The sequence below is a fragment of the Serratia sp. NPDC087055 genome (genome assembly GCF_044900985.1).
Lineage (GTDB): Bacteria > Pseudomonadota > Gammaproteobacteria > Enterobacterales > Enterobacteriaceae > Serratia.
Genome location: NZ_JBJDOG010000001.1, coordinates 634,102 through 659,580, shown reverse-complemented (window position 1 = coordinate 659,580; position 25,479 = coordinate 634,102). Strand labels below are relative to the sequence as shown.

At 53.1% G+C, this 25,479-nt stretch carries 20 protein-coding genes; all 20 read right to left on the bottom strand.

What is annotated here, in order from left to right; all coding sequences use genetic code 11:
- Positions 1 to 149: 149 nt before the first annotated feature.
- Entirely contained in the window at positions 150 to 440 is a 291-nt protein-coding gene (locus ACI2J2_RS03040; RefSeq protein ID WP_404759386.1) for a hypothetical protein, read from the bottom strand.
- The gene (locus ACI2J2_RS03035; RefSeq protein WP_209635364.1) at positions 437 to 661 is read right to left on the bottom strand and encodes a hypothetical protein; all 225 of its coding nucleotides are present in this window, start codon (positions 659 to 661) and stop codon (positions 437 to 439) included. The genes ACI2J2_RS03040 and ACI2J2_RS03035 overlap by 4 nt, the downstream gene beginning before the upstream one ends.
- A 161-nt stretch (positions 662 to 822) precedes the next feature.
- On the bottom strand, positions 823 to 1,500 hold the full coding sequence (gene narI / locus ACI2J2_RS03030; RefSeq protein WP_265553766.1) for a respiratory nitrate reductase subunit gamma: 678 nt from the start codon (positions 1,498 to 1,500) through the stop codon (positions 823 to 825).
- A 2-nt stretch (positions 1,501 to 1,502) separates the two neighbouring features.
- On the bottom strand, positions 1,503 to 2,240 hold the full coding sequence (narJ, locus tag ACI2J2_RS03025; RefSeq protein ID WP_404759385.1) for a nitrate reductase molybdenum cofactor assembly chaperone: 738 nt from the start codon (positions 2,238 to 2,240) through the stop codon (positions 1,503 to 1,505).
- Complete coding sequence (gene narH / locus ACI2J2_RS03020) at positions 2,237 to 3,781, bottom strand: nitrate reductase subunit beta (protein WP_209635369.1); 1,545 nt, start codon at positions 3,779 to 3,781, stop codon at positions 2,237 to 2,239. The genes narJ and narH overlap by 4 nt, the downstream gene beginning before the upstream one ends.
- Positions 3,778 to 7,554 (bottom strand): nitrate reductase subunit alpha, encoded by a 3,777-nt coding sequence (locus tag ACI2J2_RS03015; RefSeq protein ID WP_265553773.1) that lies wholly within the window; start codon positions 7,552 to 7,554, stop codon positions 3,778 to 3,780. Before ACI2J2_RS03015 ends, narH begins: the two co-directional genes overlap by 4 nt.
- A 323-nt stretch (positions 7,555 to 7,877) precedes the next feature.
- Positions 7,878 to 9,131, bottom strand: coding sequence for a hypothetical protein (locus tag ACI2J2_RS03010; RefSeq protein ID WP_209635373.1), 1,254 nt, complete (start codon positions 9,129 to 9,131; stop codon positions 7,878 to 7,880).
- Positions 9,132 to 9,178: 47 nt separating this feature from the next.
- Entirely contained in the window at positions 9,179 to 10,081 is a 903-nt protein-coding gene (locus tag ACI2J2_RS03005) for a glycosyltransferase family 2 protein (protein ID WP_404759384.1), read from the bottom strand.
- 101 nt (positions 10,082 to 10,182) lie between these two features.
- Complete coding sequence (locus ACI2J2_RS03000) at positions 10,183 to 11,172, bottom strand: glycosyltransferase family 2 protein (protein ID WP_404759383.1); 990 nt, start codon at positions 11,170 to 11,172, stop codon at positions 10,183 to 10,185.
- A 6-nt stretch (positions 11,173 to 11,178) separates the two neighbouring features.
- Positions 11,179 to 13,065, bottom strand: a complete 1,887-nt coding sequence (locus ACI2J2_RS02995) for a carbohydrate binding domain-containing protein (RefSeq protein WP_404759382.1) — start codon at positions 13,063 to 13,065, stop codon at positions 11,179 to 11,181.
- Complete coding sequence (locus tag ACI2J2_RS02990) at positions 13,062 to 13,805, bottom strand: glycosyltransferase family 2 protein (protein WP_209635382.1); 744 nt, start codon at positions 13,803 to 13,805, stop codon at positions 13,062 to 13,064. The genes ACI2J2_RS02995 and ACI2J2_RS02990 overlap by 4 nt, the downstream gene beginning before the upstream one ends.
- Before the next feature lies 1 nt (position 13,806).
- Complete coding sequence (locus ACI2J2_RS02985; RefSeq protein WP_404759381.1) at positions 13,807 to 14,868, bottom strand: glycosyltransferase family 4 protein; 1,062 nt, start codon at positions 14,866 to 14,868, stop codon at positions 13,807 to 13,809.
- A gap of 1 nt (position 14,869) precedes the next feature.
- Positions 14,870 to 15,775: a glycosyltransferase gene (locus ACI2J2_RS02980; protein ID WP_209635387.1), complete on the bottom strand. Its 906-nt coding sequence runs from the start codon at positions 15,773 to 15,775 to the stop codon at positions 14,870 to 14,872.
- 141 nt (positions 15,776 to 15,916) lie between these two features.
- Complete coding sequence (locus ACI2J2_RS02975; RefSeq protein WP_265553781.1) at positions 15,917 to 16,765, bottom strand: ATP-grasp fold amidoligase family protein; 849 nt, start codon at positions 16,763 to 16,765, stop codon at positions 15,917 to 15,919.
- Positions 16,755 to 18,044 (bottom strand): flippase, encoded by a 1,290-nt coding sequence (locus tag ACI2J2_RS02970; protein WP_404759380.1) that lies wholly within the window; start codon positions 18,042 to 18,044, stop codon positions 16,755 to 16,757. Before ACI2J2_RS02970 ends, ACI2J2_RS02975 begins: the two co-directional genes overlap by 11 nt.
- A gap of 4 nt (positions 18,045 to 18,048) precedes the next feature.
- On the bottom strand, positions 18,049 to 20,229 hold the full coding sequence (locus tag ACI2J2_RS02965; protein ID WP_209635393.1) for a polysaccharide biosynthesis tyrosine autokinase: 2,181 nt from the start codon (positions 20,227 to 20,229) through the stop codon (positions 18,049 to 18,051).
- 28 nt (positions 20,230 to 20,257) lie between these two features.
- Entirely contained in the window at positions 20,258 to 21,391 is a 1,134-nt protein-coding gene (locus ACI2J2_RS02960; protein ID WP_404759379.1) for a polysaccharide export protein, read from the bottom strand.
- A gap of 45 nt (positions 21,392 to 21,436) precedes the next feature.
- Positions 21,437 to 22,486, bottom strand: a complete 1,050-nt coding sequence (gene wecA, locus ACI2J2_RS02955; protein ID WP_209635397.1) for a UDP-N-acetylglucosamine--undecaprenyl-phosphate N-acetylglucosaminephosphotransferase — start codon at positions 22,484 to 22,486, stop codon at positions 21,437 to 21,439.
- A gap of 207 nt (positions 22,487 to 22,693) precedes the next feature.
- Positions 22,694 to 23,650: an NAD(P)-dependent oxidoreductase gene (locus tag ACI2J2_RS02950; protein ID WP_209635398.1), complete on the bottom strand. Its 957-nt coding sequence runs from the start codon at positions 23,648 to 23,650 to the stop codon at positions 22,694 to 22,696.
- A gap of 181 nt (positions 23,651 to 23,831) precedes the next feature.
- Positions 23,832 to 24,734, bottom strand: coding sequence for a transcriptional regulator (locus tag ACI2J2_RS02945; RefSeq protein ID WP_404759378.1), 903 nt, complete (start codon positions 24,732 to 24,734; stop codon positions 23,832 to 23,834).
- Positions 24,735 to 25,479 lie beyond the last annotated feature (745 nt).

The window sequence follows — 25,479 nt, the reverse complement described above, 5'->3', positions numbered from 1 at the left end:
CCCGGTTTTAAATCCCAAAATGCCCGCATACAGGGGCTATTGATTGTTTTTATAGCTTACGAATAGCCGACATCCATCGACAGTAAGTGTCACCATACTGAGATAGTAAGTTTACGGCAAGGAAGCAAAAATGCATAAATTGGCAAACATTATCTGGTGGGACTGTGAGGGAAGTATCTGGTGGGACTGTGAGGGAAGTAAAAGGAGATCACCAGTGTGACCAGAGGCAGTGCGCCAATCTTCAACAGCTCGAACACCTGCCTGATAGACTCATTTTGATCCCAGTAGGCGTGGGCGACAAAAACGCCCACGCTGATAACGAAGATACCGCACAACACCTGACGCGCCAGCCGCAGACGCTCCATTTCATCGAACACTAATGTCGGGTCCAAATACAGTGTTTCTGCATCCACTTTTGCATTCTGGTTTTCGGTCTTCATGGGAAAACCCCCACGACCTGACCCACCGCCTCCAGCACCTCACCGTTCTCGCGCACAATACCAAGCGAGGACCCATCTTGCTTCGCCCACTGCCTGTCAGCAATGCTAATTAGCGCAAAAGCCAGGCGGATCACATCCGTTTTCGCCATCCCATGCCGCTTAGCTATATCGTTCAGATTATCGTCGATTTCATTTGATAATCGAATTGGCAAACTGCGCATCCCCCACCTCCTGTGGCTGTCTGTTAGCAGGGAAAGCTTACTTCACCAGCAAGCGTTGTTCAATTAGCGAACTGCGTAACATCTCGCATATTCAGCAGGTTGCGAGAAATAAACCGTTATCGATACCGTCAGACCTGAGTGAAATAGAAGGCAAACTGCAGCTATCGACGGTTGCGCACCAACTGATAACGGCGAGTCAGATACTCTACCGGCACACTCCAGATATGCACCAAGCGGCAGAATGGGAACAGCACGAACAGCGTCATCCCCAGTACCATATGCAGTTTAAAGATAGGGGCAACACCCACCAGATGCTGTGACGCACCGGTGTGGAACGTCACCACAGCCTGCGCCCAGCCCACCAGTTTCATCATCTCGCTGCCGTCCATATGTTGGGCGGAGAACGGAATGGTCAGCAGACCGAGGCACACCTGCACCACCAACAGCGTCAGGATCATAATGTCGCCAAAGCTGCTGGTCGCCCGCACCCGTGGGTTAGTCAGGCGGCGTTTCAGCAACAGAGCACCGCCGATCAATGTCATCACCCCGCAGGCACCACCGGCGATCATGGCCAGTTTCTGCTTAACATCAATCGGCAGGAAGGATTCATACATCCAGTGCGGCGTCAGCATGCCAAGGAAATGCCCGGCAAAGATACCCAAAATACCGATGTGGAACAGATTGGAGGCCAGGCGCATGCCCTTTTTATCCAGCATCTGGCTGGATCCTGCGCGCCAGGTGTATTGGCCGTAATCGTAACGTAGCCAGCTGCCAATCAGGAAAATCGCCCCTGCCAGATAGGGGTAAATATCGAAGAAGAACTGATTTAAAAATTGCATGATTAGCGTCCTTTGGTTCCGGTTAGCGCATCCGTCAGGTCCAGGTATTGCGGCGCAACCGCACCGGCAAAACGCCGTTGGTGCGCCACCTGCTGCGCCGAAGCGCAGCCCTGCTCGCCTAAATTGCCCTGAGAAATAAATCGCACCTGTTCCTCCTCCCATACCGCATCTAGCGCCTGCGGCGTGTCATCACGGGCTTCTTTTGCGACCTGGGATTCCAGCGTTTTCGCCTGCACCTCACTGCCAGATAACGCCAGCAGCAGGTCAAACAGCAGCGCATACGGGCTTTCTCGCTGTTGTAACCGTGCACCCAGCAGCGCCAGGATTGGCGCGATATCCTGCAGCCCCCCTGCGGCCTGTTCCTTGCTGCGGCTAGCGAGATACTCCAGATACAGCGGCAGAAAATCCGGCAGTTCACGGCTGTCGATCGCCAGCCCGGCTTCGCGGTATTGCGCCATCAAATCGACCATGGCTTGCCCGCGGTCGCGCGATTCGCCATGGACATGCTCAAACAACAGCAGCGAGGTGGCACGCCCCCGGTCGAACAGCTCGCAATAGTCGGCCTGTACGTCCAACAGCGGGCGGGCACAAAAACGGCGAATAAACAGGATCAGCTGTGCACTATGGTGCAAATCCAGTTCGCTGGCCGGTTCCAGTGCTTCCACCAGCGCCTGTTGGTGGTCAAACAGCGCCTGTTCCGGGTAGTCCAGCAGGCGAGCAATCACTTTCAGGCTGATCATGAGGCATCCTCCTGACGGGGCGTTTTTTGGCTTACATCAATAGCGTCAATGCGACGACTGTTGAACAGGTTGAATTTACCGTCGCTGCCGTGGCAACCGTCGCCAAAGCTAAAGCCGCAGCCTTTGCTTTCAGGGAAAGCTTCACGTGCCAGTTCGCGGTGGCTGGACGGGATCACAAAGCGGTCTTCGTAGTTGGCAATCGCCAGATAACGATACATTTCCTGCGCCTGTGCCTGGGTCAGCCCCACCTGTTCCAGTGCGCTGGTATCCAGCACGCCGTCAACGGTTTCGGCTCGTTTGTAGTGGCGCATTGCAAGCATGCGCTTGAGCGCCAACAGCACTGGAGCGGTATCCCCGGCAGTCAGCAGATTGGCCAAATATTGCACCGGGATACGCAGGCTTTCCACGTCCGGCAGCACGCCGCTGTGCGCCAGTTCACCGGCATCGGCGGCGGATTGAATCGGTGACAACGGCGGCACGTACCACACCATCGGCAGCGTGCGGTATTCCGGGTGCAACGGCAGCGCCAGCTTCCAGTCCATCGCCATCTTGTAGACCGGTGACTGTTGGGCAGATTCGATCACCCCTTGCGGAATACCGTCGGCCAACGCCTGGGCAATCACCGCCGGATCATGGGGATCGAGGAAGATATCCAACTGACTTTGGTACAAATCTTTGTCGTTTTCGGCCGCTGCCGCCTGCTCGATGCGGTCGGCGTCATACAACAGCACGCCCAGATAACGGATACGACCGACACAGGTTTCCGAACACACTGTTGGCTGGCCGGATTCAATGCGCGGGTAGCAGAAGATGCACTTCTCGGACTTGCCGCTTTTCCAGTTGAAATAGATTTTCTTGTACGGGCACCCCGTCAGGCACATACGCCAACCACGGCATTTATCCTGATCGATCAGCACAATGCCGTCTTCGCCACGCTTGTAGATAGCGCCACTTGGGCAGGTCGCGACGCAGGCCGGGTTAAGGCAGTGCTCGCACAGGCGCGGCAGATACATCATGAAGGTGTTTTCGAACTGGCCGTACATCTCCTTTTGCATATTGTCGAAGTTTTTGTCCTTCGAACGCTTGGAGAATTCGCCACCGAGGATCTCTTCCCAGTTTGGGCCATTTTCAATCTTCTTCATGCGCTGGCCGGTGATCAGCGATCGCGGACGGGCGATCGGCTGATGCTTGCCCTGCGGCGCGGTATGCAAGTTTTGGTAATCGTAATCGAAGGGTTCGTAGTAATCGTCCAGCGCCGGGACGTCCGGGTTAGCGAAAATCTTCGACAACAGGCCGACGCGGCTGCCCATACGTGGTTCCAGCTTGCCGTTGATTTTACGGATCCAACCGCCCTTCCACTTTTCCTGATCTTCCCAGGCGTGCGGATAACCGACGCCGGGCTTGCTTTCTACGTTGTTGAACCAGGCGTATTCCATGCCCTCGCGGCTGGTCCAGACGTTCTTGCAGGTCACAGAACAGGTGTGGCAACCGATACACTTGTCCAGGTTCAGCACCATGCCAACTTGCGAACGAATTTTCATTTTACTTTCTCCTGCTGGCTGCCCTGCGAATCGTCGTTACCTTCACCGTCTAACCAGTCGATACGGTTCATCTTGCGCACCACCACGAATTCGTCGCGGTTAGAGCCGACGGTACCGTAATAGTTGAAGCCGTAAGCCAGCTGCGCGTAGCCGCCAATCATATGGGTCGGTTTCGGGCAGACACGCGTCACCGAATTGTGAATACCCCCGCGTTGGCTGGTGATTTCCGAGCCAGGAATATTCACGATGCGTTCCTGCGCGTGATACATCATGGTCATACCGGACGGAATGCGTTGGCTGACCACCGCCCGCGCCGTCAGCGCGCCGTTGGCGTTAAAGGCTTCGATCCAATCGTTATCCTCAATGCCCAGGTCTTTGGCGTCCTCCTCGCTCATCCAGACGATTGGCCCGCCGCGCGACAGGGTCAGCATCAGCAGGTTGTCGCTGTACGTGGAGTGAATGCCCCATTTCTGGTGTGGCGTCAGGAAGTTCAGCGCCTTCTCTTTGTTACCGTTCGGCTTCTGGTTCAGCAACGGCTGCGCGGCACGGGTGTCAATCGGTGGGCGATACACCAGCAGGCTCTCGCCAAAGGCACGCATCCACTCATGATCCTGATACAGCTGCTGACGGCCGCTAAGGGTGCGCCATGGGATCAGCTCATGCACGTTGGTATAGCAGGCGTTATACGACACATGTTCGTCTTCCAAACCTGACCAGGTCGGGCTTGAAATAATTTTGCGGGGCTGGGCCTGAATATCGCGGAAGCGGATTTTTTCGTCTTCCTTGTTCAGCGCCAGATGGCGATGGTCACGACCGGTCATTTTACCGAGCGCGTCCCATGCCTTGACCGCAACGTGCCCGTTGGTTTCCGGGGCCAGTGCCAGGATCACTTCGGCAGCATCAATGGCGGTATCAATCCTCGGCCGGCCGGCGGCCGCGCCATCGGCCTTCACGTAATTGAGTTGTTTCAGGAAGTCGACTTCAGTCTGGGTGTTCCAGCTAATCCCTTTCCCGCCATTGCCCAGCTTATCCAGCAGCGGCCCCAGCGAAGTGAAACGCTCATAGGTCGCCGGGTAATCACGTTCTACCACCATGATGTGCGGCGCCGTTTTACCGGGGATCAGATCGCACTCGCCTTTCTTCCAGTCTTTGACGCTATAAGGTTGTGCCAGCTCGGCAGCAGAGTCATGCTGGATTGGCAAGGTCACCACATCGGTTTCTTGGCCCAAATGCCCGACACACACCTCGGAAAAGGCCTTGGCAATACCTTTGTAGATCTCCCAATCGCTCTTCGAATCCCAGGCAGGATCGACCGCCGCCGACAGCGGGTGAATAAACGGATGCATATCCGAGGTATTCATGTCGTCTTTTTCGTACCAGGTGGCCGTCGGCAGCACGATATCGGAGTAAAGACAGGTGCTGGACATGCGGAAATCGAGCGTGACCACCAGATCCAGTTTACCTTCGCCGCCGTTATCCAACCATTCCACTTCCTCGGGTTTTGCCCCACCCTGGTGGCCCAGATCCTTGCCCTGAATCCCATTTTCGGTGCCCAGCAGGTATTTGAGCATGTACTCGTGGCCCTTGCCGGAGGAACCCAACAGGTTAGAACGCCAAACGAACAGGTTACGCGGGAAGTTCTGCGGGTTGTCCGGTTGTTCAGCGGCAAAGTTCAAGGTGCCTTTTTTCAACCCTTCAACGGTGAAGTCCAGTGGCGACTGGCCTGCGGCTTTCGCCTGCGCCGCCAAATGCAGCGGATTGGTGCCCAACTGAGGTGCCGATGGCAACCAGCCCATGCGTTCGGCACGCACGTTGAGATCGATAAGGCTGCCACCAAAGCGAGACTTGTCCGCCAACGGCGACAACAGCTCTTCGGTACCGACAGTTTCATAGCGCCACTGGCTGGAGTGGTTATAGAAGAATGACGTACTGTTCATATGGCGCGGTGGCCGTTGCCAATCGAGGCCAAACGCCAGCGGCAACCAACCGGTCTGTGGACGGAGTTTTTCCTGGCCAACATAGTGCGCCCACCCCCCACCGCTCTGACCCACGCAGCCGCAGAAGATCAACATATTGATCAGGCCACGGTAGGTCATGTCCATGTGGTACCAATGGTTGACGCCCGCCCCCACGATAATCATCGACCGGCCGTGGGTTTTCTCGGCGTTATCGGCAAACTCGCGGGCAATACGGATAATATGCTGGCGTGAAACACCGGTGATTTGTTCGGCCCAAGCGGGGGTATAAGCCTTGATGTCGTCATAGCTGGCCGCGCAGTTGGCATCACCCAGACCACGTTCCAGGCCGTAATTGGCTAAGGTTAAATCGTAAACACTGGTCACCAGCACGTCACTGCCATCCGCCAAACGCAGGCGTTTTACCGGCAGCTTGTGCAACAGGATCTCGTCCAGCGCCACGCTGTTGAAGTGCTCGCTCTCTGCACCACCGCTTTTAATGCCGCCAAAGTACGGGAAGCCGACCTCTGCCACATCGTCATGTGCGCCCAGCAGGCTGAGCTGTAACTCGACTTCCTGCCCGTCTTCACCGGCACGTTGTTCCAGGTTCCATTTGCCCTGCTCACCCCAGCGAAAACCGATCGACCCCTGAGGGGCAACCAATTCACCGCTGCGTTGATCAACGGCGACCGTTTTCCACTCTGGATTGTTTTCCTGGCCCAAACCGTCAACCAAGTCGGCTGCCCGCAGCAAACGGCCCGCGGCATAATGCCCCTCTTCGCGCGGTTCCAGCATCACCAGCATCGGCATGTCGGTGTAGCGGCGCACATAGTCACGGAAATAACCCACCTCACGATCCAGGTGGAACTCTTTGAGCATCACGTGGCCCATCGCCAACGCCATGGCGCTGTCGGTGCCCTGCTTCGGATTGAGCCACTGATCGCACAGCTTGGCGACTTCGGCGTAGTCCGGCGTCACTGCCACTGTTTTGGTGCCTTTGTAGCGCACTTCAGTGAAGAAGTGTGCATCCGGGGTACGCGTCTGCGGCACGTTGGAGCCCCAGGCGATAATGTAGGAAGAGTTATACCAGTCGGCCGATTCCGGCACGTCCGTCTGCTCGCCCCAGGTCATTGGCGAAGCCGGCGGCAAGTCGCAGTACCAGTCGTAGAAGCTCAGGCAGGTGCCGCCAATCAGCGACAGATAACGGGCGCCGGCGGCGTAGGACACCATCGACATTGCCGGGATCGGTGAGAAGCCGATAATGCGGTCCGGGCCGAAAGTTTTGGCGGTGTAGACGTTGGACGCGGCGATCAGCTCATTCACTTCTTGCCAGCTGGAACGCACAAAACCCCCACGTCCGCGTGCGACTTTGTAGCTTTTAGACTTTTCTGCATCACTGACGATTGAGCCCCAGGCATCGACCGGATCGCTGTGCAACGCCTTCGCTTCACGCCAAAGTTTAATCAGGCGTTTACGCATCAGTGGGTATTTCAGTCGGTTTGCGCTGTACAGATACCAGGAGTAGCTTGCGCCGCGTGGGCAACCGCGTGGTTCATGGTTTGGCAAGTCGGGACGGGTGCGCGGGTAATCGGTTTGCTGGGTTTCCCAGGTCACCAGACCGTTTTTCACATAAATCTTCCAGCTACAGGAGCCGGTACAGTTCACCCCATGGGTGGAACGCACAATTTTATCGTGCTGCCAGCGGCTACGGTAGCCGTCTTCCCAGTCACGGTTGGTGTTCAGCGTCTGGCCATGGTCGCCAGAAAAGGGTTCCGCCAACTGCTTAAAATAGCGGAATCGGTCTAGAAACTTGCTCATCCGGAGCTCTCCTGAAGGCTTTTATAATCTTATCGTTATAAGGAACGACGTTGCTCAATCTGCCGCCAGCCTACTCAGGCGACTCAGGCGGCAAATTGATTGCGATCAAGAGAACGGAGGGAGAATAACGGCGGCAGCGTCGTGCCTACCCCTAAAGTATCAGGGCTTAATGTGAATTCAATTCACTGAAAATAAAAAAGAAATCATGACGTAAACATGGGGCGGGATGTGCTGCGGGGTGCGTTGGGGTATTTGGGGGTAGGATGCGGGTCGGCGCCCGCCTCCTTCACTCTGATGCTGTTGTTGGTGGTGGGTAAGGCGCGTTACCCCAGATCCATCTCATGCCCTATCCACTCACCGCTGTCGCGGTTAATCACGCGCAGATACTGCTCATAATCCTGTTCGCCATAAAACAGATTCAACAGCGGTGTTTTGTAGAACTGCTGCCACATTTGCCCCAACATGATCGGTCGGCGTGGGACATAAATGTTCTCAATGAGGTTATAACCTGTCGCCATCAACATGAAACACAGGAAGAAGTAGTTAAACCTGCCGCGGATAAACGAACCCTGATGAGCAATGTAGTAAAACAGCAAAAATACCGATGCCACGCTGGCATAGCGGCTGGCTGCCTGTAGCGAACTGGAACACAGGAAAACAAACACCACCAGCCAGGCCGCATAGTTTTTGATGTCGCCAACCTGGTTGTGCATCGGGTGGGACAACATGAATACGCCGAGAAACAGCGCGGGGAATAACACAATCAAGAAATTAATCATCCCGTTAGCGTTACCGGACGTCAGGTAATCGCTGGCATACATCCCTGAGGTATACACATCGGAATAACTGTTGATGCCGGAAATCGTAATATGGGAAACGATAAACGGCAGTGCGAACTTCGCGGTCAGCAACGCAATGGCACTCAATACCACCGTCAGTAAGCGGTTCAGACGCATCACTTTACTGCACAGAAACACCCCAACCAGCAGCATGCTGGAAAAGTGAGTCAGCATGGCAAACAGCATCAGGCTTGCGGCGAGTGGGCGGTTGAGCTTATGGCAAAACAACACCATTGCCAGGGTCATCACCGCCATCGAGAAACCAAAGCGCAACCCCATGGCAATGATAAAGGGGTTAATCAGGAACAATACCGCCAGATGCAACAACACAAACTGCCGCGCCGAAAACACCTTACCGGTGTGCCGCATAACAATATTCAACGCACTGAGATAACAGTAGACCGACAGCCCCACGTAGAGCCCAGGGATAACAAAAAAGGGAATACCCAGCGTTTTAAAAATATAGAAGTTGGCGTACAACACCACATCCACCTTGCCCTGAATGACATCTCCCAGGCGGGTGGCCGAGTTGATGGCATCGTAATTGGCAAAATGACGGTAGAGATCCGCCAAGGGCGGGATCTTGATGAAAATGAAGAAAAAGCACAGTGCTATCAGCAGATAAGCCGCCGAGTTTTTCTTTCCCACCCGCAGCGTGGCAATACTGTGCAGCAACGCAAAAAGCGGAACCGTCAGCAACAGCACGCTGCCAATCAACGTCGAACGTTCAAAGCGCATAATCTTCCTCTGGAGGGGCGTTGTTCTTTATCTTTTCGGCTAACGCATCAGAACGGCAGGCCACGGAAAAACACGTTACGGATGATATTCTTCATATACACACCGGCCATCAGGCCACTGTTGATGTAGATGATGCCCTTTAACCCATACAAAACACCCACCAGACGGCTCTTGCAGTCTGTAATGATGCGCGAGTTAATGCAGGTATGGCGCAGGCGCATGATCTTGCGCGCTCGAGGCGATATTTGCGGCATCAGCCGCTGTTCGAACTGCATTTTATTGCGATAACCGATAATGCCTTTCGGGCTGGAGGTGATCCGCTCACCATCATGGTCGTTGTGCACCGCCAACCGTTCATGCAAAGTGCCAATGCGAGCCCCGGCAGCCAGTAGCCGGTAAAGGAAGATATGGTCCTGGTAGCGCGGGGTGTTGAAGAAGCCACGTACCGCAATCGCCGTACTGCGCCGCATCATGATCATCGGCGTGTAAGCCACACCAGCCAACATAAAGTCTTCCAGGCCCTCGCAACGCGCCCGATAGTAATGCTCAGCGCTGATCTGCCCCGCTTGCAAAATGTCCATATCGCACAGGCTAACGTCGTAATGACCCTGCTGCATAAACGTCAACTGACGCGCGATTTTTTGTGGATGGTAGTAGTCGTCATCATCCAAAAACGTAATGTATTCCCCACGTGAACGCAGGATCCCGCTATTACGCGCCTGAGCCCCCCCGCCGTTGTGTCGACGTGGATAATAAATAATCTGCCCCCGCTCGATATACTCGGCCAGACGTTCCTGGGTCGCAAGACGATGGGCATCGCCCTGTGGATTATCATCCACCACGATAATTTCCAATGGGCGGTGCGTTTGCGCCAATACACTGTCAATAGCGCGAGCCAGCAGCTCACTGCGGCCATAGGTGGGTATTATGACGCTGACGGTGATACTCATAGTTTGGTTCTGCCTGTTGGGGGCGAGCAAATTCGCCCCAGTTGACATGGGCGCAGTAGGCAGCGCCCGACACAATGGAGAAATGGACGAAAACTGCGCCGCTATCCGCGCAGGTTATACAAACGCGCCATCAGGTAGTACGCCAGTGGGCTGCGGTAGAACAGCCGATTCTTGCGGCTGAGCATTTTGCGCTCTTCAGCTCGCAGACCGGAGTAACGGCGTTTCAGTTCGCGCGTTTCTCGCAGCGCATCACGCAGTCCAAAAAAGTCCAACCCGACCAGCAAGCGTGCCTTCAACGTCGTGACGAAAAGAATCGAATACAGCCCATGGCCGGCCCCTTGCCGGCGCCCGCTGTCCGCACCGTCGATCGCATAATCCAGATCGTCCAGATCGCGCCTTTTTGGCGCTCGTGTAATGCCCTTCGGGTTGGCGCGATACCCGATCAATGGGGTGTCACAGACCACAATGCGCTCCGCTTTCAGATACAGCTGCGGAATTAACTGAATGTCCTCGAAGTTGCGGCCAACCGGAAAACGCGCTTCGTCAAAGAGGGTTTTCCGGTAAATACGCGCCCAAGCGAACCACATGCTGCGGTTGAAGCTGTCCGCCAGCAGTGCCATATGGCTTTCGCTGTGCTGTGGTGCGGCATTGCCGGGCACAATCGCCATCGTGCAGTCGGGTTGGATCTTTCCATTACGACGGATCGCCGAGAAACGCTGGGCATTGAACGCCACAATGTCCGACAGCGGATTATCTGCCAGCAAACGCCCCAGAATGCTGAAGTACCCTTCCAGCAGAACATCATCGGAATCCAGAAAGCCGACATAACGCCCCTCGGCCAAGGCGATACCGTTGTTACGCGCTGCGCTCAGCCCCTGGTTGTCCTGGCGCAGGATGCTCACCCGTCGTTTATGTTGCGGGTAGCGGCACAGCACCTCTTCGGCAATGCTCATGGACCCATCCGGGCTGCCATCATCCACGATGATCACCTCTGCCCAGTCAGTCAGCTGTTGGAACACCGAGCACAGGCATGCCTCAATATAAGCCTCAACCTTATAGACCGGAATAATCAGGCTCAGGGTGGTATTCATGACAGGTTATCCTTTATTTTCTGTTTGACGTTGCATCCATACTGCTCGGCTACCCATTGACGGCAATTCTGCGTCGATCTGCCCACGCCCTTCGGCCTGCCAGCCTGTAGGCAAATCAAAACGTGCCGACATTGGCCGATAATACGGGTTGGCTATCAGCACCAGGCCGCGCCCACCATTGATAAACAAGCGGGCAGGAATGGCAGTATTGTTGCCTTGCAGCAGCGTGCTTTCACCCGAGAGCAGATAGGGGTCAAAACTGACAATCTGCTTGCTCACGCTGGCGACGCCTTGCCAGATGGCATCGAACTCCTGCTGGCTAAAACCACCGCGTTGGCGCTTGTAGAAGAGGTCGGTATAGGAATAGAACAGGATGCCCTTGGCACCGCCAATCAAGCCTAACCAAGCCTGGTTGCGGATCTCCGCCTCCGTAGGTTGACGTGGTTTACGGCTCGGCGCGTAGGCAGCGTGATCCATAATCTGCATCACCAACCAGGCTCCTTTCACCTGGCGCGCAACCTGGCTGGTCACACGGGTGTACTCAAGTGTGCGCGTCAGATCGGCATCTCTGCCAACCGGGTAAGGATCGCTGGCCAACACGTCCGAACTGTTGAAGTAGGCGTTGAGCGTGCCGGTTTTGTCCAGCACCTGGAACGTCAGGTGATCGGGATCCAATTGTTTCACCTGCAGGTGTTTCTGCTCAATCTGCGGCACATATTCTGGCCCCAACTCATCGTTGATGTACCAGGCCAGCAGGTTGGGTTCGTTCTTGAATTTTTCCACGTAGCTTGCCGTCAGTTGCGGGTAACTCAGGTGGGTGTCTGGCGCAAAACGGGTACCGGCGTACATATCCTTGAGCGAGAAAATCACCTGTAAACCGTACTGCTGCGTTTTGCGAAAATAATTGTATGGATCGCGACCGGTACCGTAATTGTAATTAAGCAGCGTGTTGAAACCGGCATCGCGGATGCGTGCCAGATGTTCGTCCGTTGCCATCTCACCATACATATAGATGCCAAGTGGGAAGAAGCGCTTACCCTGTTTGAGGGTGTAACCCTGCGCATCCAACGCCACTTTGGGTTGAGCACGGCCCACGCTGATGGGCATTTCGCTACGCTGGCTGCGCTGCGAAGCCACATCCGTCACCTGTTGTTGTAAGCGATACTCCCCGGCGGCCAGCCCCGCAGGCAGCGGAAATTCCACCGGCTGTTTCGCACTGATGCTATAGCGGCGACTGTCACGTTTCACCGGGGTGTTTTTGTCGTTAACCAGCGTACTGTCGACCTGAACCTGCTGCGGATCCACCACTTCAATCAGGCTGGATGCCGAGCCCTTGCTGCTGCGCATTTGATATAGCGCCGGTGCGACAGGTTGCCGGCAGGCGTAAACATCATCGAACCAGGCATTACCGGTCGTGCCTTGGCGTAGATACACCCCGAGCACGACCTTCACTGCCCGCGGCGGCACCCGGAAGTCGCCCGTGACCGGCTGCCAACCGCTGGTACCCAATACCCCCTGCGGATAGCTACCGGCTAAAAAGCGGTCCTGGTCGTCATAGCTTTCGATAAACAGGCTCGCGCCCTGATTTTCTCCCTTACCCTTCAGGTTCTCACCACGCACCCAAACACCGAAGGCCACCTGCTGGCCCGGTTTAACCGGCAGTGTCTGCACCATATTGTGGTAATTGGCGGGATTGTGGTTTTGATAGAACAGGCTGTGCTGACCGCCGTGCCCACCGGGCACCACCTCAGCGGAAGCCAACGACCAACCTGCTCCCCCTTGTTCAAAGCCGGGGTTCGTCAACAGATTGTCGCCACAAGGGGCGGCATTAACCAGCCCCGTCCACCCGGCGCCCGCCAACAGGCAGGCCGACGTTAGCGTGCTGAGGTTCATTGTCTTTTCATCACCGCGCTGTACAAATAAGAGAAGAACAGATAACAGGACTTCTGGTAGGACAACCCCAGATGACGGCGGTAAATCTGCCATTGCCAATCCGCAGCCTGGATCTTATTACCGGACAACGACTGGGCAGAAAGGCGGTAGAAGGCCAGTGGCTCTGGAATGCAATACGCCAGATGGTTACGGGCTTTCTCCAGCACCGACAGCCACATCACGTAGTCCTCATGACCGACCTTGCTCTGATACACCTTGCCGACCTGACGTTGGTTGTACATACCGGTCAGATTGCCGATCCAGTTACTTTTCAGCATGTCGTTGTAGGCGATAATCTCTCCGGCACCGCGGTAGTTTTTTACCTGGGCAGGGTCATCTATAAAGGTGTAATAATGGGAGCATACGACGTCATAACGATCGGTTTTCAAGATACCGACCTGGCGCGCCAGCTTGTTGGGGTGCCAGACATCGTCGCTATCACAAAACGCAATATAGTCGCCGCGCGCGGCTTCAATCGCGATATTGCGGGTTTCGGCTACGCCTTGGTTGGTGTTATTGCGAATGTAAGTCAGACGATCGTGAATAAAGGGCTTCACCACATCGGCGGTATTGTCCGTTGAAGCATCGTCGATCACATACAGGTGATAATCCTGGTACGTCTGATTCAACACACCCAGAATGGATTGTTTGATAAAACCAGCGGCATTGTAGGCCGGCATGATAACTGACACTTTTTCCATCTTAACCTCCAGCGATAAGCTGTTGCCATTGGGGATAAATACGCTCGGGGATAAACTGCTGCGCCCGCGTCAGCGAATGCAGGGAGAAACGCTGACGCAGTTCACCGTCATCAATCAACGCCAGCGTACGCTGGCTGAACGCGTCGATATCGCCTTCAGCCACCAGGTAGCCGTTATCACCGTCGTCGATCAGTTCGGCAGGCCCCGTCTGACAGTCAAACGCCACCAGCGGTAGACCAAAACTCATCGCTTCAATCAGCACCATCGGTAATCCTTCATAACGCGATGTCATCAACAGCATCGACGCTTGGCGATAGTGGCTGGCGATGTCAGCCGTCGCCGGCAGCAGCGTGATCTGTTCAGTAAGACCGGCAGCCTCAATTTGCTGCTGTAACGCCGCACGATCCGGACCATCACCGACGATATGCAACCGCCAGCCCGCAGCCTGCTGGGCCACGCCCTGCCAAGCCGCGATTAACCGGTCAAACCCCTTCTGATAACACAATCGCCCCACCGCCAACGCAACCGGTTGTTGCAGGGCCGGTTGCGGCGGTTGCACCGGGAACGGTGAAACGTTCTCGATAACCCGACATTTCCGCTCAGGCACCCAACGACTGATGATCGACAGATCCTTCTTCGTCAGCAGCACCGTGCGGTCACCCAGCCGATAAACCAGTACCTTCAACCACTTCATCGGCCAGGCGTACTGGTGAAAACTGACATGCTCACTCAGTAGCAGACGACTGTGTGGGCACAGCAAACGCAGATACGGCACCATGATTGACGAAAGTTTCCCCATCGACACAGTGACGATAACGTCGTAACGACCCCGCCGCAGTGTCCACGCCAGTCGCCAAGGCCAGAGCAACGTTCTGCCGGGCATAAAACGTAACGTCACGTCGGTCTCTAACGGATAAAACGCCCGATCGCCGCTGATCGACACCAGATCCACCTGGTGGCCCAAACGCGTGGATAATGCATTGGCCAGATTGCTGGCTACCCGTTCGGTACCGCCTTTCTCGGCGATGTTCTCAATCACAATCGCTACTTTTCGTTGCTGCATGTCATCTCCGAAATCCCTCGCGGGCGGTACGCAACAGACGCCCCCCCAACGGAAACAGCCCCAATCTGGCCAGGCAGTCCCCATACAATTTAATTGCCTTAAACTTACTGCTAAGGGCATGGTGTTCTGTGCGTGATGAGTAATAGTTGAAAGCCTGCAAATTCTCGCTGTACAACGAAGCCAGCAGATGTTTGCAGGCAAAACCGCTGATATAACGCCCGCTGGCGTTGAGGTATGCGTCAATAAATTGTTCACTGGCGTCGATGCTCATCCGGCAGCGATCGGTGTCGGCATCACCGCAACGGATAAATACCCCGCGCCCTTCATCAAATGCCACTTTCGCCCCCAGGTTGGTGGCATTAACCAAAAACCCCCAATCCTGGTATTTGTAGAGAAACTCCGGAAATAAAAATCGCCGGTCAGCTTTTTTACGCAGGCTGATGGTGGAAGTCCGAATGTCACCCATATCCAGGAATAAAAAATCCGCGCCCGTTGCGCCTTCCTTGTAATCAAACATATAACTGCGGGTATTTCTGTCACTCACCGTGGTGTAGTTACCAAAGACAATATCAATCCGTGTATCCTGATGGCGTTTCAGACGCCGGATAATATAATTTGTACTGAATGAGTCTTCCGGTTCCAGAAAGAAAACCACGTCTGAACTCGCCAAGCGAAAACCGGTATTGCAGGATACCGCCGTATTACTCCGTGTTTTACTTTCATGCAAACGCGCCCGGTGATTAGCAACCAACAGGCTGCGCATTTTGTCCAACTCTTGTTTATCTGAAGCATTATCAACCACGATAATTTCATAATCGAACCCGGAGCAAGCATGGGTCATGCGGGCTAATGTTGTGGCCAGACTGGCTGAGTTATTAAAAACGGGCATGACAATTGATAAGTCCATTTATTACCTCAACAATATATTATCATTTGGCAAAAAAATAATGATGCCAACGGAATAGTTTGTTATCCCAGCATATCCTTGTCCGGTTATTATCCCCCATACTGACGCGGGTAAAATGCACGCAGCCTACCGGTTATTCAGCTAATCCTGGAAATAACCTCCCCACTCCTGTTCAATGGTTTCCGGCGTCAACCTTTGCAAGCCGGCTCCTGGGGTAAACGTCAGTTCACCAAAATAAATACGCTCCTCCACTTGATAAAAATCGACCCGAACATAAGAGAACTGCTCTGCGACCTGGGTTGCCAATGCCAGCATTTTCTCCAGCTTACAGGGCTTGTCCATAGGTACGTCACTATTGGGAACGCCCAACCGGATCTCGGTACGGTTCCAGTTGGCGTCAAAAAAATCCCGACGGTGATCGGTAAAACGCAGATAATCAATCTGGATAAAGAACCGAACCTCCCCACCACGATTAAAACAATGAATCTTAATGTCATTGGGTGTCTTGCCGTCTTCAAGCAGCATTTTCTCAACCATGACGCAGGGCGTAATGTCCTTATAATGACGCTCACGGTAGACCTGATAAAAATTCTGACGTAACCAACTGTTGGTTAACACCCTCAATTCATTAAAGCTGGTCTGGCTTTTATCGAACACCAGCTTGTTATAGCCACTGCCGTGGTTTGCCTTGATGACAAACGACGTCGGCAATCCCTGATACATCGACTCCGTTAATTCGCGCCCCTGTGCATAAAGTTCGATGAGGTATTCTGCCCCCCACAACTTTTCAATATACTCTCTCACCAGATATTTATCGGATAGCTGAGTATACATCGCCAAAGGATATACCTTCCTGCGCATCAGTTTTTCGCTATATCCCACTGGCTTCGCCAAATGTGGCACTTTACGAAAAAACAAAGCATATTTTAACTGATGATATAATGCGTCGGGTATATTGCGGTAAAAACCCTTCACCAGATTATTTAGCATAAAGTTCTCGCACCTTCCCTATTAATTGAGGTAAACAACGGTAGCAGGTGACCTGCAGCCGGGTAATTTGTCCTCTTCTGAAAAAGCCATTAAGTACAAAAAATGAAACAAACTCGGTGACCAAGGTTGAAACCGCCGCCCCCCAAATGCCATAACGCGGTATCAACACCAGATTCATCAGAACATTGGCCAATGCGGCCAACGGCATTTTTATGGCGATAAAGCGGTAACCACCAAACAACACAATGGCCCGGTAGGACACCGTGCCCATCACCGAAAATAACGACGTCACCGAACACAGTGCCAGAATAGTGGCGGTTTCGCGGTAACTGCAGCCAAACATCAAGGCCACGATCGGACCTGGAAACAGTGATAACAACACTATCACCGGCATCGAAAGCAATAACACCACCAGATACAACAACCGAATGCGCCCTTCCTGCTCGGCCAATGTGCGCGCATTTGCCACTCCTGGCATCATCGAGGTGATCAAAGCTATCGGTACGAAGATCCATCCCTGACTCAAGGTGATGGCTGCGCTATAAAGCCCGACGCTGTGCTCACCCACATAGTTGCCGATCATGATCTGATCGATACGCGTGTAAATGACAATCGACAAACCGGAAACGGCCAGCGGCAACCCCACCTTCAACAAATAACGACCATAACGCCGTTGGTGGCGCCGGCTGATGGGCATCATGCCGCCCTGTTCACGACGAAACAGGACCCACCGTACTGCGTAGGGAATCAGGCTGCTCAGCACATAGGGAATGGCAAACCACGCCAACGACAGCTGGGCGTGCACTAGCGCCAGCCGCAAGATGATCGACAACAACAGCGCCAGGTTATTGATCAACGTGTTCAACTTGGATTTCAGCAGCGCGTCGTAATAAATCTTGTAAACGTCCTGAATGGAGAAATACGCACTGGCGAGCATCAGCGCCATCATCATTTGGCTGGTCCGATCCTGCGTCAGCAGTGCCCAAGCCATCAAGGGCACGGCGATCAGCGCAAAAAGCCGACGCCGCAATCGCATGGAGGCCAGCATCAGACGAATACCGCTGTGCCGCTGCCGTGCAACACGGTTGAACAACACCGCATCGGCCCCCAATTGCACCAGCGGCACGGCAATGGCGATCACGGACAGCAAGTAATTGATCAATCCGTATTGGGCCGGCCCCAGATAACGCGCCACATAGACCGAAACGAAAATGCCCGACAGGCTTAGCGATACCCGTTCCAACATTAACCACAGGGAATTCATCAGCATCGCTTTCATGCGGTTACTGAACCTTTTCCTGATGACTAGGGTAGGCAAAGGTATAGTAACCGGCGTCGTTAGCCGTTTTCTTCACCATCCCGTTCAGGATCACCCCTTTAATGACCACACCGTTTTGCTCGAAACGTCGGATGCTGGTTTCGATCTGTCGGACGGTATTGACCTCAAAACGCACCACCATCAGTGAGGTGCCGGCGTGATGCCCGACAATCGCAGCATCCGTCACCGCCAGTACGGGAGGGGTGTCGATCAACACCAGATCGTAGTGCTGGCCCGCCCAGTGCAGGAAGTCAGCGAAACGTTGATGCATCAGCAATTCAGACGGATTGGGTGGAACCTGGCCCCGAGGCACGAAATCCAGATTCGCAATGTCCGTTTTCTTGACGGCCAGGTCTGGCGCAATCAGTCCTGACAGCATGTCAGACAGCCCACCCTTGGCGCTGTTGTTCAGCCAACGATGCAGAAAACCTTTGCGCATATCGGCGTCAATGAGCAACACCCGCTGGCCCGCCTGCGCGATCACCACCGCCAGGTTAGTGCTGGTGAAACTCTTACCGCTGGCAGGACTGGCGCCCGAAACCATCAGAATATTGTTTTTGGCTTCCATCATGGCGAAGTGCAGGCTGGTGCGCAGACTGCGAATCGCTTCGACGGACAAGTCGTCCGGCGCTTCCTGCGCCAGGATTGGCAACTTGTCGCCACCATTTTTGGTCAGCAGTTGCTGTTGAGCACGGTTACGCTTTTGTTGCCATGGCGACAACGGCACGGTGGCATACACACTGATCCCCCGTTTTTCCAGCGTATCGGTATCGCTGATGCCACGATGCAGCGCCGCGCGTAACACCACCACCGACGCCGACAGCACGCCCCCCAACAACAGCGCGAAGAATACGATCATCACTTTTTGTGGCTGCACCGGGCGCAGGCCGGTTTCCGCCTCATCGATAATGCGAATATTGCCCACAGTCCCTGCCTTGCTGATGCTCAATTCCTGCTGCTTGTTCATCAACTGCATGTACACTTGCTGATCCACCTGTACGTCTCGGGTCAACCGCAGAATTTCCTGCTGGGTTTTCGGCAGCGTTTGCACCTGTTTACCGAGGCGAGCCTTTTCTGCTTCCAGCGTGGCGCGCTTTTCTAACAGTGCGCGGTAGGCGGGATGCACACGGGTATAAAGTTTGGAAATCTCTGCTTCTTTGAACGTCAGCTCATTTAACTGCCCCTCAAGCTGAACCTGGGTATCCAGCACGGATTTGGCCTCCAGTGACAGATCCACCGAATCGTTCTGCTGACGGAACTGGTTAAGCTGATTCTCGGCGTTGTTGAGCGAGGTCTGCGTGCGTGGCAGTTGCTCATGCAGGAAAGCCAGCATACGCTGCGCCTCTTCCGTCTTGCGATCCACGTTCTGTTGCAGATAGTTGTCGGTGATACTCTTCAACACCGCCTCTGCACGCTGTGGATCTTCGCCCGCCAGGCTGAACGTCATGATGCCGCTTTCTTTACCGCCAGGGGCAACATCAAGCATGTTGCGCAGATCGTCCACCGCTCTTTGTCGTGGCACATTAACCACCGTGAAGGTCGTGCCCGGCAAGGCATCCAGCGCCGTCACGTTGATCGCCCAATCCCCCTGCTGCAATGCTTGCCCTACGACACCGCTGAACAGCGTTTTCCCGTCATAGCTCAGGCTATAACGTTGTTTGTCCTCCACCGTCAGCGTTAATTCCTGCCCTTGCATCACCGCTGGCGTCTTCATTCCTGCGATACGCAATGCCGGTGGCGTTTCTCCGCTAAGGCGGGCGATGCCCTTGCCGAACAGCGGAAAATAATCAGGACTGATACGCACCGTCAGGCCAAGATCGTCCACGGTTTTGCCAATCACGTAGCGCGATTTCGCCAGGGAAACCTCATCCTGCGTCGCCGAGTTCTGCCCAATTGAGCCGATTGAACTGTCCAGCGTTTCACGCAGTAACGAATCGCCCGAAAGCTGCTTTTCTACCTGTACCAACGCGGTCGCCTGATAAATAGGCGTCGCCATCAATGCATAGGCACAGCCCAGTATGCCGGCCACCCCCGTCACCAGCAGAATACGCCAACGGTTGTCCCACAAAGGGCCAATCAACCGCTCCCACTCCAATTTGTCGTCCTGCTCAGCCATTACAATTGGCAATGCATTGTTCTTCATCATCAGTATTCCTTAAGTCACCGTGGCGGCTTTACCAGTTACGGATCCGCAACGTGGCCTCGCTGAGGTCGTTGAAGCTGGAAATAGTCGGTACCAATTGGCTGATCAAGCGATTCCAACGCGCTATCGGTGCCGCCGTGACATACACCACGTCATAAGGTTCCAACTGGAATTCGGTGCCCATCGCCAGCGCAGCGGCGTCGGACAAGTCGAACTGATACAGCGACGCCAGACGCTTCAGTTGTTTACCGCCGTTCGGTCGGATCACAAACACGCCCGTGGCGTCGGCCACCGTTTGACTGATGCCTTCAGAACTGCCCAGCGCCTCGGTCAGCGTCATACCACTCCGGTCCATTTTCAGCGTCGACTGCTTGCCAACCTCACCCATCACAAACACTTTGAGTTCGTCGTTGCGCGGCACATAAAGAATGTCACCCGGTGCCAGCAAACGGTTCTGGCTGATATCGCCACGTTGCATCAACGCCTGCAGGGAAATCGGCTGTTCCTTGCCGTCGTGCGTCAGCACCACGTTGCGCCAGTCAGCGTTATCGGTCAGCCCTCCGGCCGCGTTAATCGCATCAAGAATCGTCAGTGGCACGTTGGTCACGGCCTGCTGCCCTGAGGTTTTCACTTCGCCAGTCACGTACACCTTCTGCGAACGAAATGCGGCAATGCTGACATCTACCTGCGGGCTTTCTACGTAGGTCGCTAATCGAGCGGCGATTTGGTTGCGCACTTCAGTGACCGTTTTACCGACGACCTGTACCCGACCAATGTAGGGATAGAAAATAGCGCCGTCGGCGTGTACCCAGTTACCGGTGTCACTGGCACTGCGGTATTGCCCTGCTGGCGTGGTCAACTCGGGGTGATCCCAGACGGTGACATTCAGCACGTCGCCGACACCGATACGGTACTGGTAACTTTGCAGGCGCTGGTCCAGTGCCAGGTTGGGCCGCGCCACCGGCTCTATCCGGCGCATTTTTTCCAACAACATCGGCGTGACGCGGTACACCTGGACCTGCTTGTCCAGATCGAAGTTTTCGTCCTGTTGGATGACTTTTTCTTTTCCCTGAGTCGGGAGGTGTGAACCCGGAAACGCTGTGCAGCCGCTAAGCAAGGCGCTGGACAGCACCAGTGGCATCAAATGAGGCAAGTGAAGGTTCATAACAGTACCGTGAAAAACGGGCCACCGTTGCGGCCCGTGGGAGGATTAACGATCGGCGGTAGGGTTATCCGTAAAAATCCTTGCCTGGCGCGGTTCGTGCAACAGGGCAAAATAACCGAAGAAACAAAATACAAATGCCAATAGCATTTGGTAATCCGGCAGTTTCAGGACTTCACTGCAGATGCCGACACAGGCCAACGTGACCGCCAACATGCAGCTCATCCCCAGAGCCTGCCGCGCGTTGAGACCGCGGCGCATCAAAATATGGTGCAGATGATCACGACCCGCCTTGAACGGGCTTTGGCGGCGCAGCAGACGGCGCACCATCACAGTGACCATGTCCATCAGCGGAATGGCGATCAGCCACAGCGCGGTCACCGGCCGGATGACGGCATCCGGTCCTTGTGTAGCGATAACCAATAACCACAACACGCTAAAACCAATGACCATGCTGCCGGCGTCACCCATAAAAATTTTATTGCGCGCACCAAAGACGCTGAGGTTGAACAACAGATAGGCAGCCAACGCCGCAATCAGGCTCAGGCACCACAAAGCCTGTTCGTCATGTCCTGCCAGTCCGAATAAAATGGCCAACGCCAAAAAGGTGACGCAAGACAGTGCCCCCAGTTGGCCGTCAATCCCATCGACCATGTTATAGGCGTTGATCGCCCCCCATACCGCCAGTGGCGTGACCAGTAACGCGGCATAGCCCAACAGCAGTTCTTGATGGCCCCACAGGTAGCCGAAAGAAGTAAGTTGCATCCCTGCCACCAGCATCATCGCCAGCGCGATCCCTCCCTGCACAATGACGCGCGGCGCCACCGGCAGATCGAAACGGTCATCAAGCACGCCCAGCATCACCAACGCGGTGACGCACAACAAATAGGTCGTGCTGTGTGGCAACCAGTCTGGCTGCCAGAACGTCACAAATGTAATGCTGAGATAAATGGCGATTCCACCGACCAGCGGAATATGCCCCTGATGGCGTTTGCGCGCATTGGGCTTATCCACTAATCCCACGACCAGCGCAGCGCGGCGGGCAATAATCACCAGCACCAGTGCCAAAATAAATATCACGCTCAGTTGATATAACATTGTTCCTCCAGCGAATAAGCACGCTACCGCCCTTGAGTTACAGCTCCCAATGCGCTATTAAAAATTAATCTGTAGAGGCGCCGCATGACGCGCCCATATTGCATGCGGTCCCACTACACTCTGTTGCCGCAATAGTCGGGGCGACGTTATTCACCCCGACTGCCAGCGACGAAAAATAAATAACCTTTGCCCGTGAGAAAGTTATCTCTAGGAAAATTCGTGCTTAATTGTTTTTTCGATTGCCGAATCAAGATCGACTGGCGCCACGAAATCACTTTGTACACTGCTCTTAAATTGCGTTCTGGCGCAGAATTTCTGTACACGAACGCGGCTAATAGGGAATTTACGGTGACTTATTTTACTCACCATATCTAATGCCGTTGCACCGCATATTCCAAATAAATAGGGAATGCGAATAGTCTTATTATTTCGCCCTAATGAAGACGAAATAACGTCGACCAACTGATTCATGGTGAAGTCCGGTTTATCAACATAATTACTGACCTGATATGTCGCCTGCTGATCCAACGCATGCTCCAGCCTGGCCGCAATATTTTCAACATAGGCCATAGACTTCATATTATTACCACTGCCAATCATCACAAATCGGCCGCTGGCGATCTGCCGGAACAAGTTATAAACGTTGCCACGGTTGTTTTCGCCAAACACCACCGTGGGTCGGATAATGGTTAACTTGTTGCTGGCGTCGGCTTTGCGCCAGGCCTCGTAGACATATTCAGCCTCCAGCTTGGACTTACCGTAATGGTTAAAGGGTTCAAAAAGCCCTTCTTCATCGGTTTCTTTGGTCACAAAACCGTAGACCGCCACGGATGAAGTAAAAATAATTTGCGTGATATTTAACGCGGAGGCCGTCAGGCAGACATTACGCGCACCATCAACGTTAACCTGATAATACAGTGAGATAGGGTCGACATTGTCCTGATGTTCAGCCGCAAGATTAATCACGGCGTCACAACCAGCCAGGGGCTGCCGCAATGTTTCGGGTTGAGTTACATCGCCAAACTGATAGAGCTCAGGAAATTGCTCGCTCTGCTTCTTATCCACGATGGTCAACACCAGGTCGTTACGCGCACTCAGGCGTTTAACCAGACGCGTTCCGATAAAGCCAGAACCCCCGATGATAGCTACTTTACGCTTATCCATAATTTGTCACTCAGCTCGGTTTTCCATTATTCCTGCCACAGCATTTTGGCAGGACGCTTATTCGCGCTAAATCATGGAAACCAGACTGGACAAATCATTCTTCACTTTCAAATAACAAATAATGAAATAATAGTCTTTGAAAAATGTAAAATTATGGGGAAAGATGAAATCGTCTTACGCGCTAATTTTTAACATCGTAAGCAACCTGATATTGCATGGTTTTGTTCGGCAATATAAGATTAATCTTACCGCTCCCTTGAACGCTGGACGTTTCATATTTCACCGGTTGTTTCAATCGCCCTTCTTTGGGATCGACGCATTCTATGGTTGCCAGCTCCAGGCTCTCGCCTTCATACAAGCAAAGCAACGTTTGCGGACTATTGGTCCGAGCGTTGTTCAACGTCAGGGTCAAAACAACACGCGTATTGTTTTGAATGTCATTGATAATGGGTGGCCGAGTTTGATTTCCCAAAACATATGAAAAATGTGAAATAATTAGCAAGGATACGAATACCGACAGGTATTTCACAACTCTGACGGCAGGAACGGAGAAAAAACCTACGGGTGTGACCGGCTTTTTTCTTATTGTTGCGGTATTTTTAAGCGATTCGGGAACCTCAACGGGGGAAGACGGTATCCTATCTTCCTTATGTTGATCTATTTCCTCAGCGGTAACCTCATCATCTTTATTTGTACTTTCAGAAATATCCGCTTGAATATTATCTTCAGTTTCATCACTGATATTCCATATTTCGTCGTCGACATATTCATCCTCTTCAGAAATAAAGTGAAAAGCAGCCTTGTTTTCCACCTTATATCCCAGGCGTGGAATAGTTCTGATAAGGGTGTGCTCAGTATCTCCAATCTTTTGACGGATTGATTTAATTGTTTGATTTATCGTTGAATCCGAACAGTAAGTTCCTTTCCATATATTTTCTATAATTTCCGTACGTGTAACCAATTCTGGGGATCTGGCGACAAGAAGTGAAAGGATTTGATACTCCTTCCAACGCAGGCGGAATTTTTCCCTGGACGGTGTCAGAACATCTAGATTCCTAATCTTTATTCTTTTATCAAGATTCACTTTTAATTTCCTTAGCGTGCCTGTCCTGCACACTTTGTATAGAAATATGAAAAAATGTTCAAGAAATTAAATGTAAACTCAACAGGTTGCATTCATCAGATGTTTATTTTTATAAAAATTTGCTGATTTCATTTTTTACTTCCTCTCTCAAACGGAGGATTAGATTCTCTGAATGTCTCTATTTCCCTGTTGGTAACATGGTTTCTTATCATGTTAATCTGCAACAAAACAAACACAATGCCATGTTTTTTAACAAGAAAGCAAATTATGTTGTTTGCTTGTTAATTACATGAAATTGTGAAATTTCATAATAACGTCAGAAAGTATCACCTGCTTTTCCGCTTAATCTGATTGTCAGATAGCCTACAAAAAGCCTACGAAAACAGAATGAGAGTTATCTGATTTAATCCTTCACATTGTATTGAACTAAATATAGCACCAAATACAAAGGCATATTGCCAACTTGGTGACACACGTCTCGAATAATGAAAAAACTCAGGTTTCATTATCCTGACAAACCTCATTACACGCACATTTTCTTTGTAAGGATTCAGACAGGAAAATGAACAATATCCTTCAATGACATTTCAGCTCATCATTGACCAAAAAAAACAGAACCTGAGAGATGCATCTATAAACAAAGGAAAAATCAGTGCAGGATAATAAGAATATTACCTAAAGGCAGGAAATTTCACTCGGGGCGTAAAAATATCACATGGAAGAGAGAAAGAAACAGCCCCTCCCC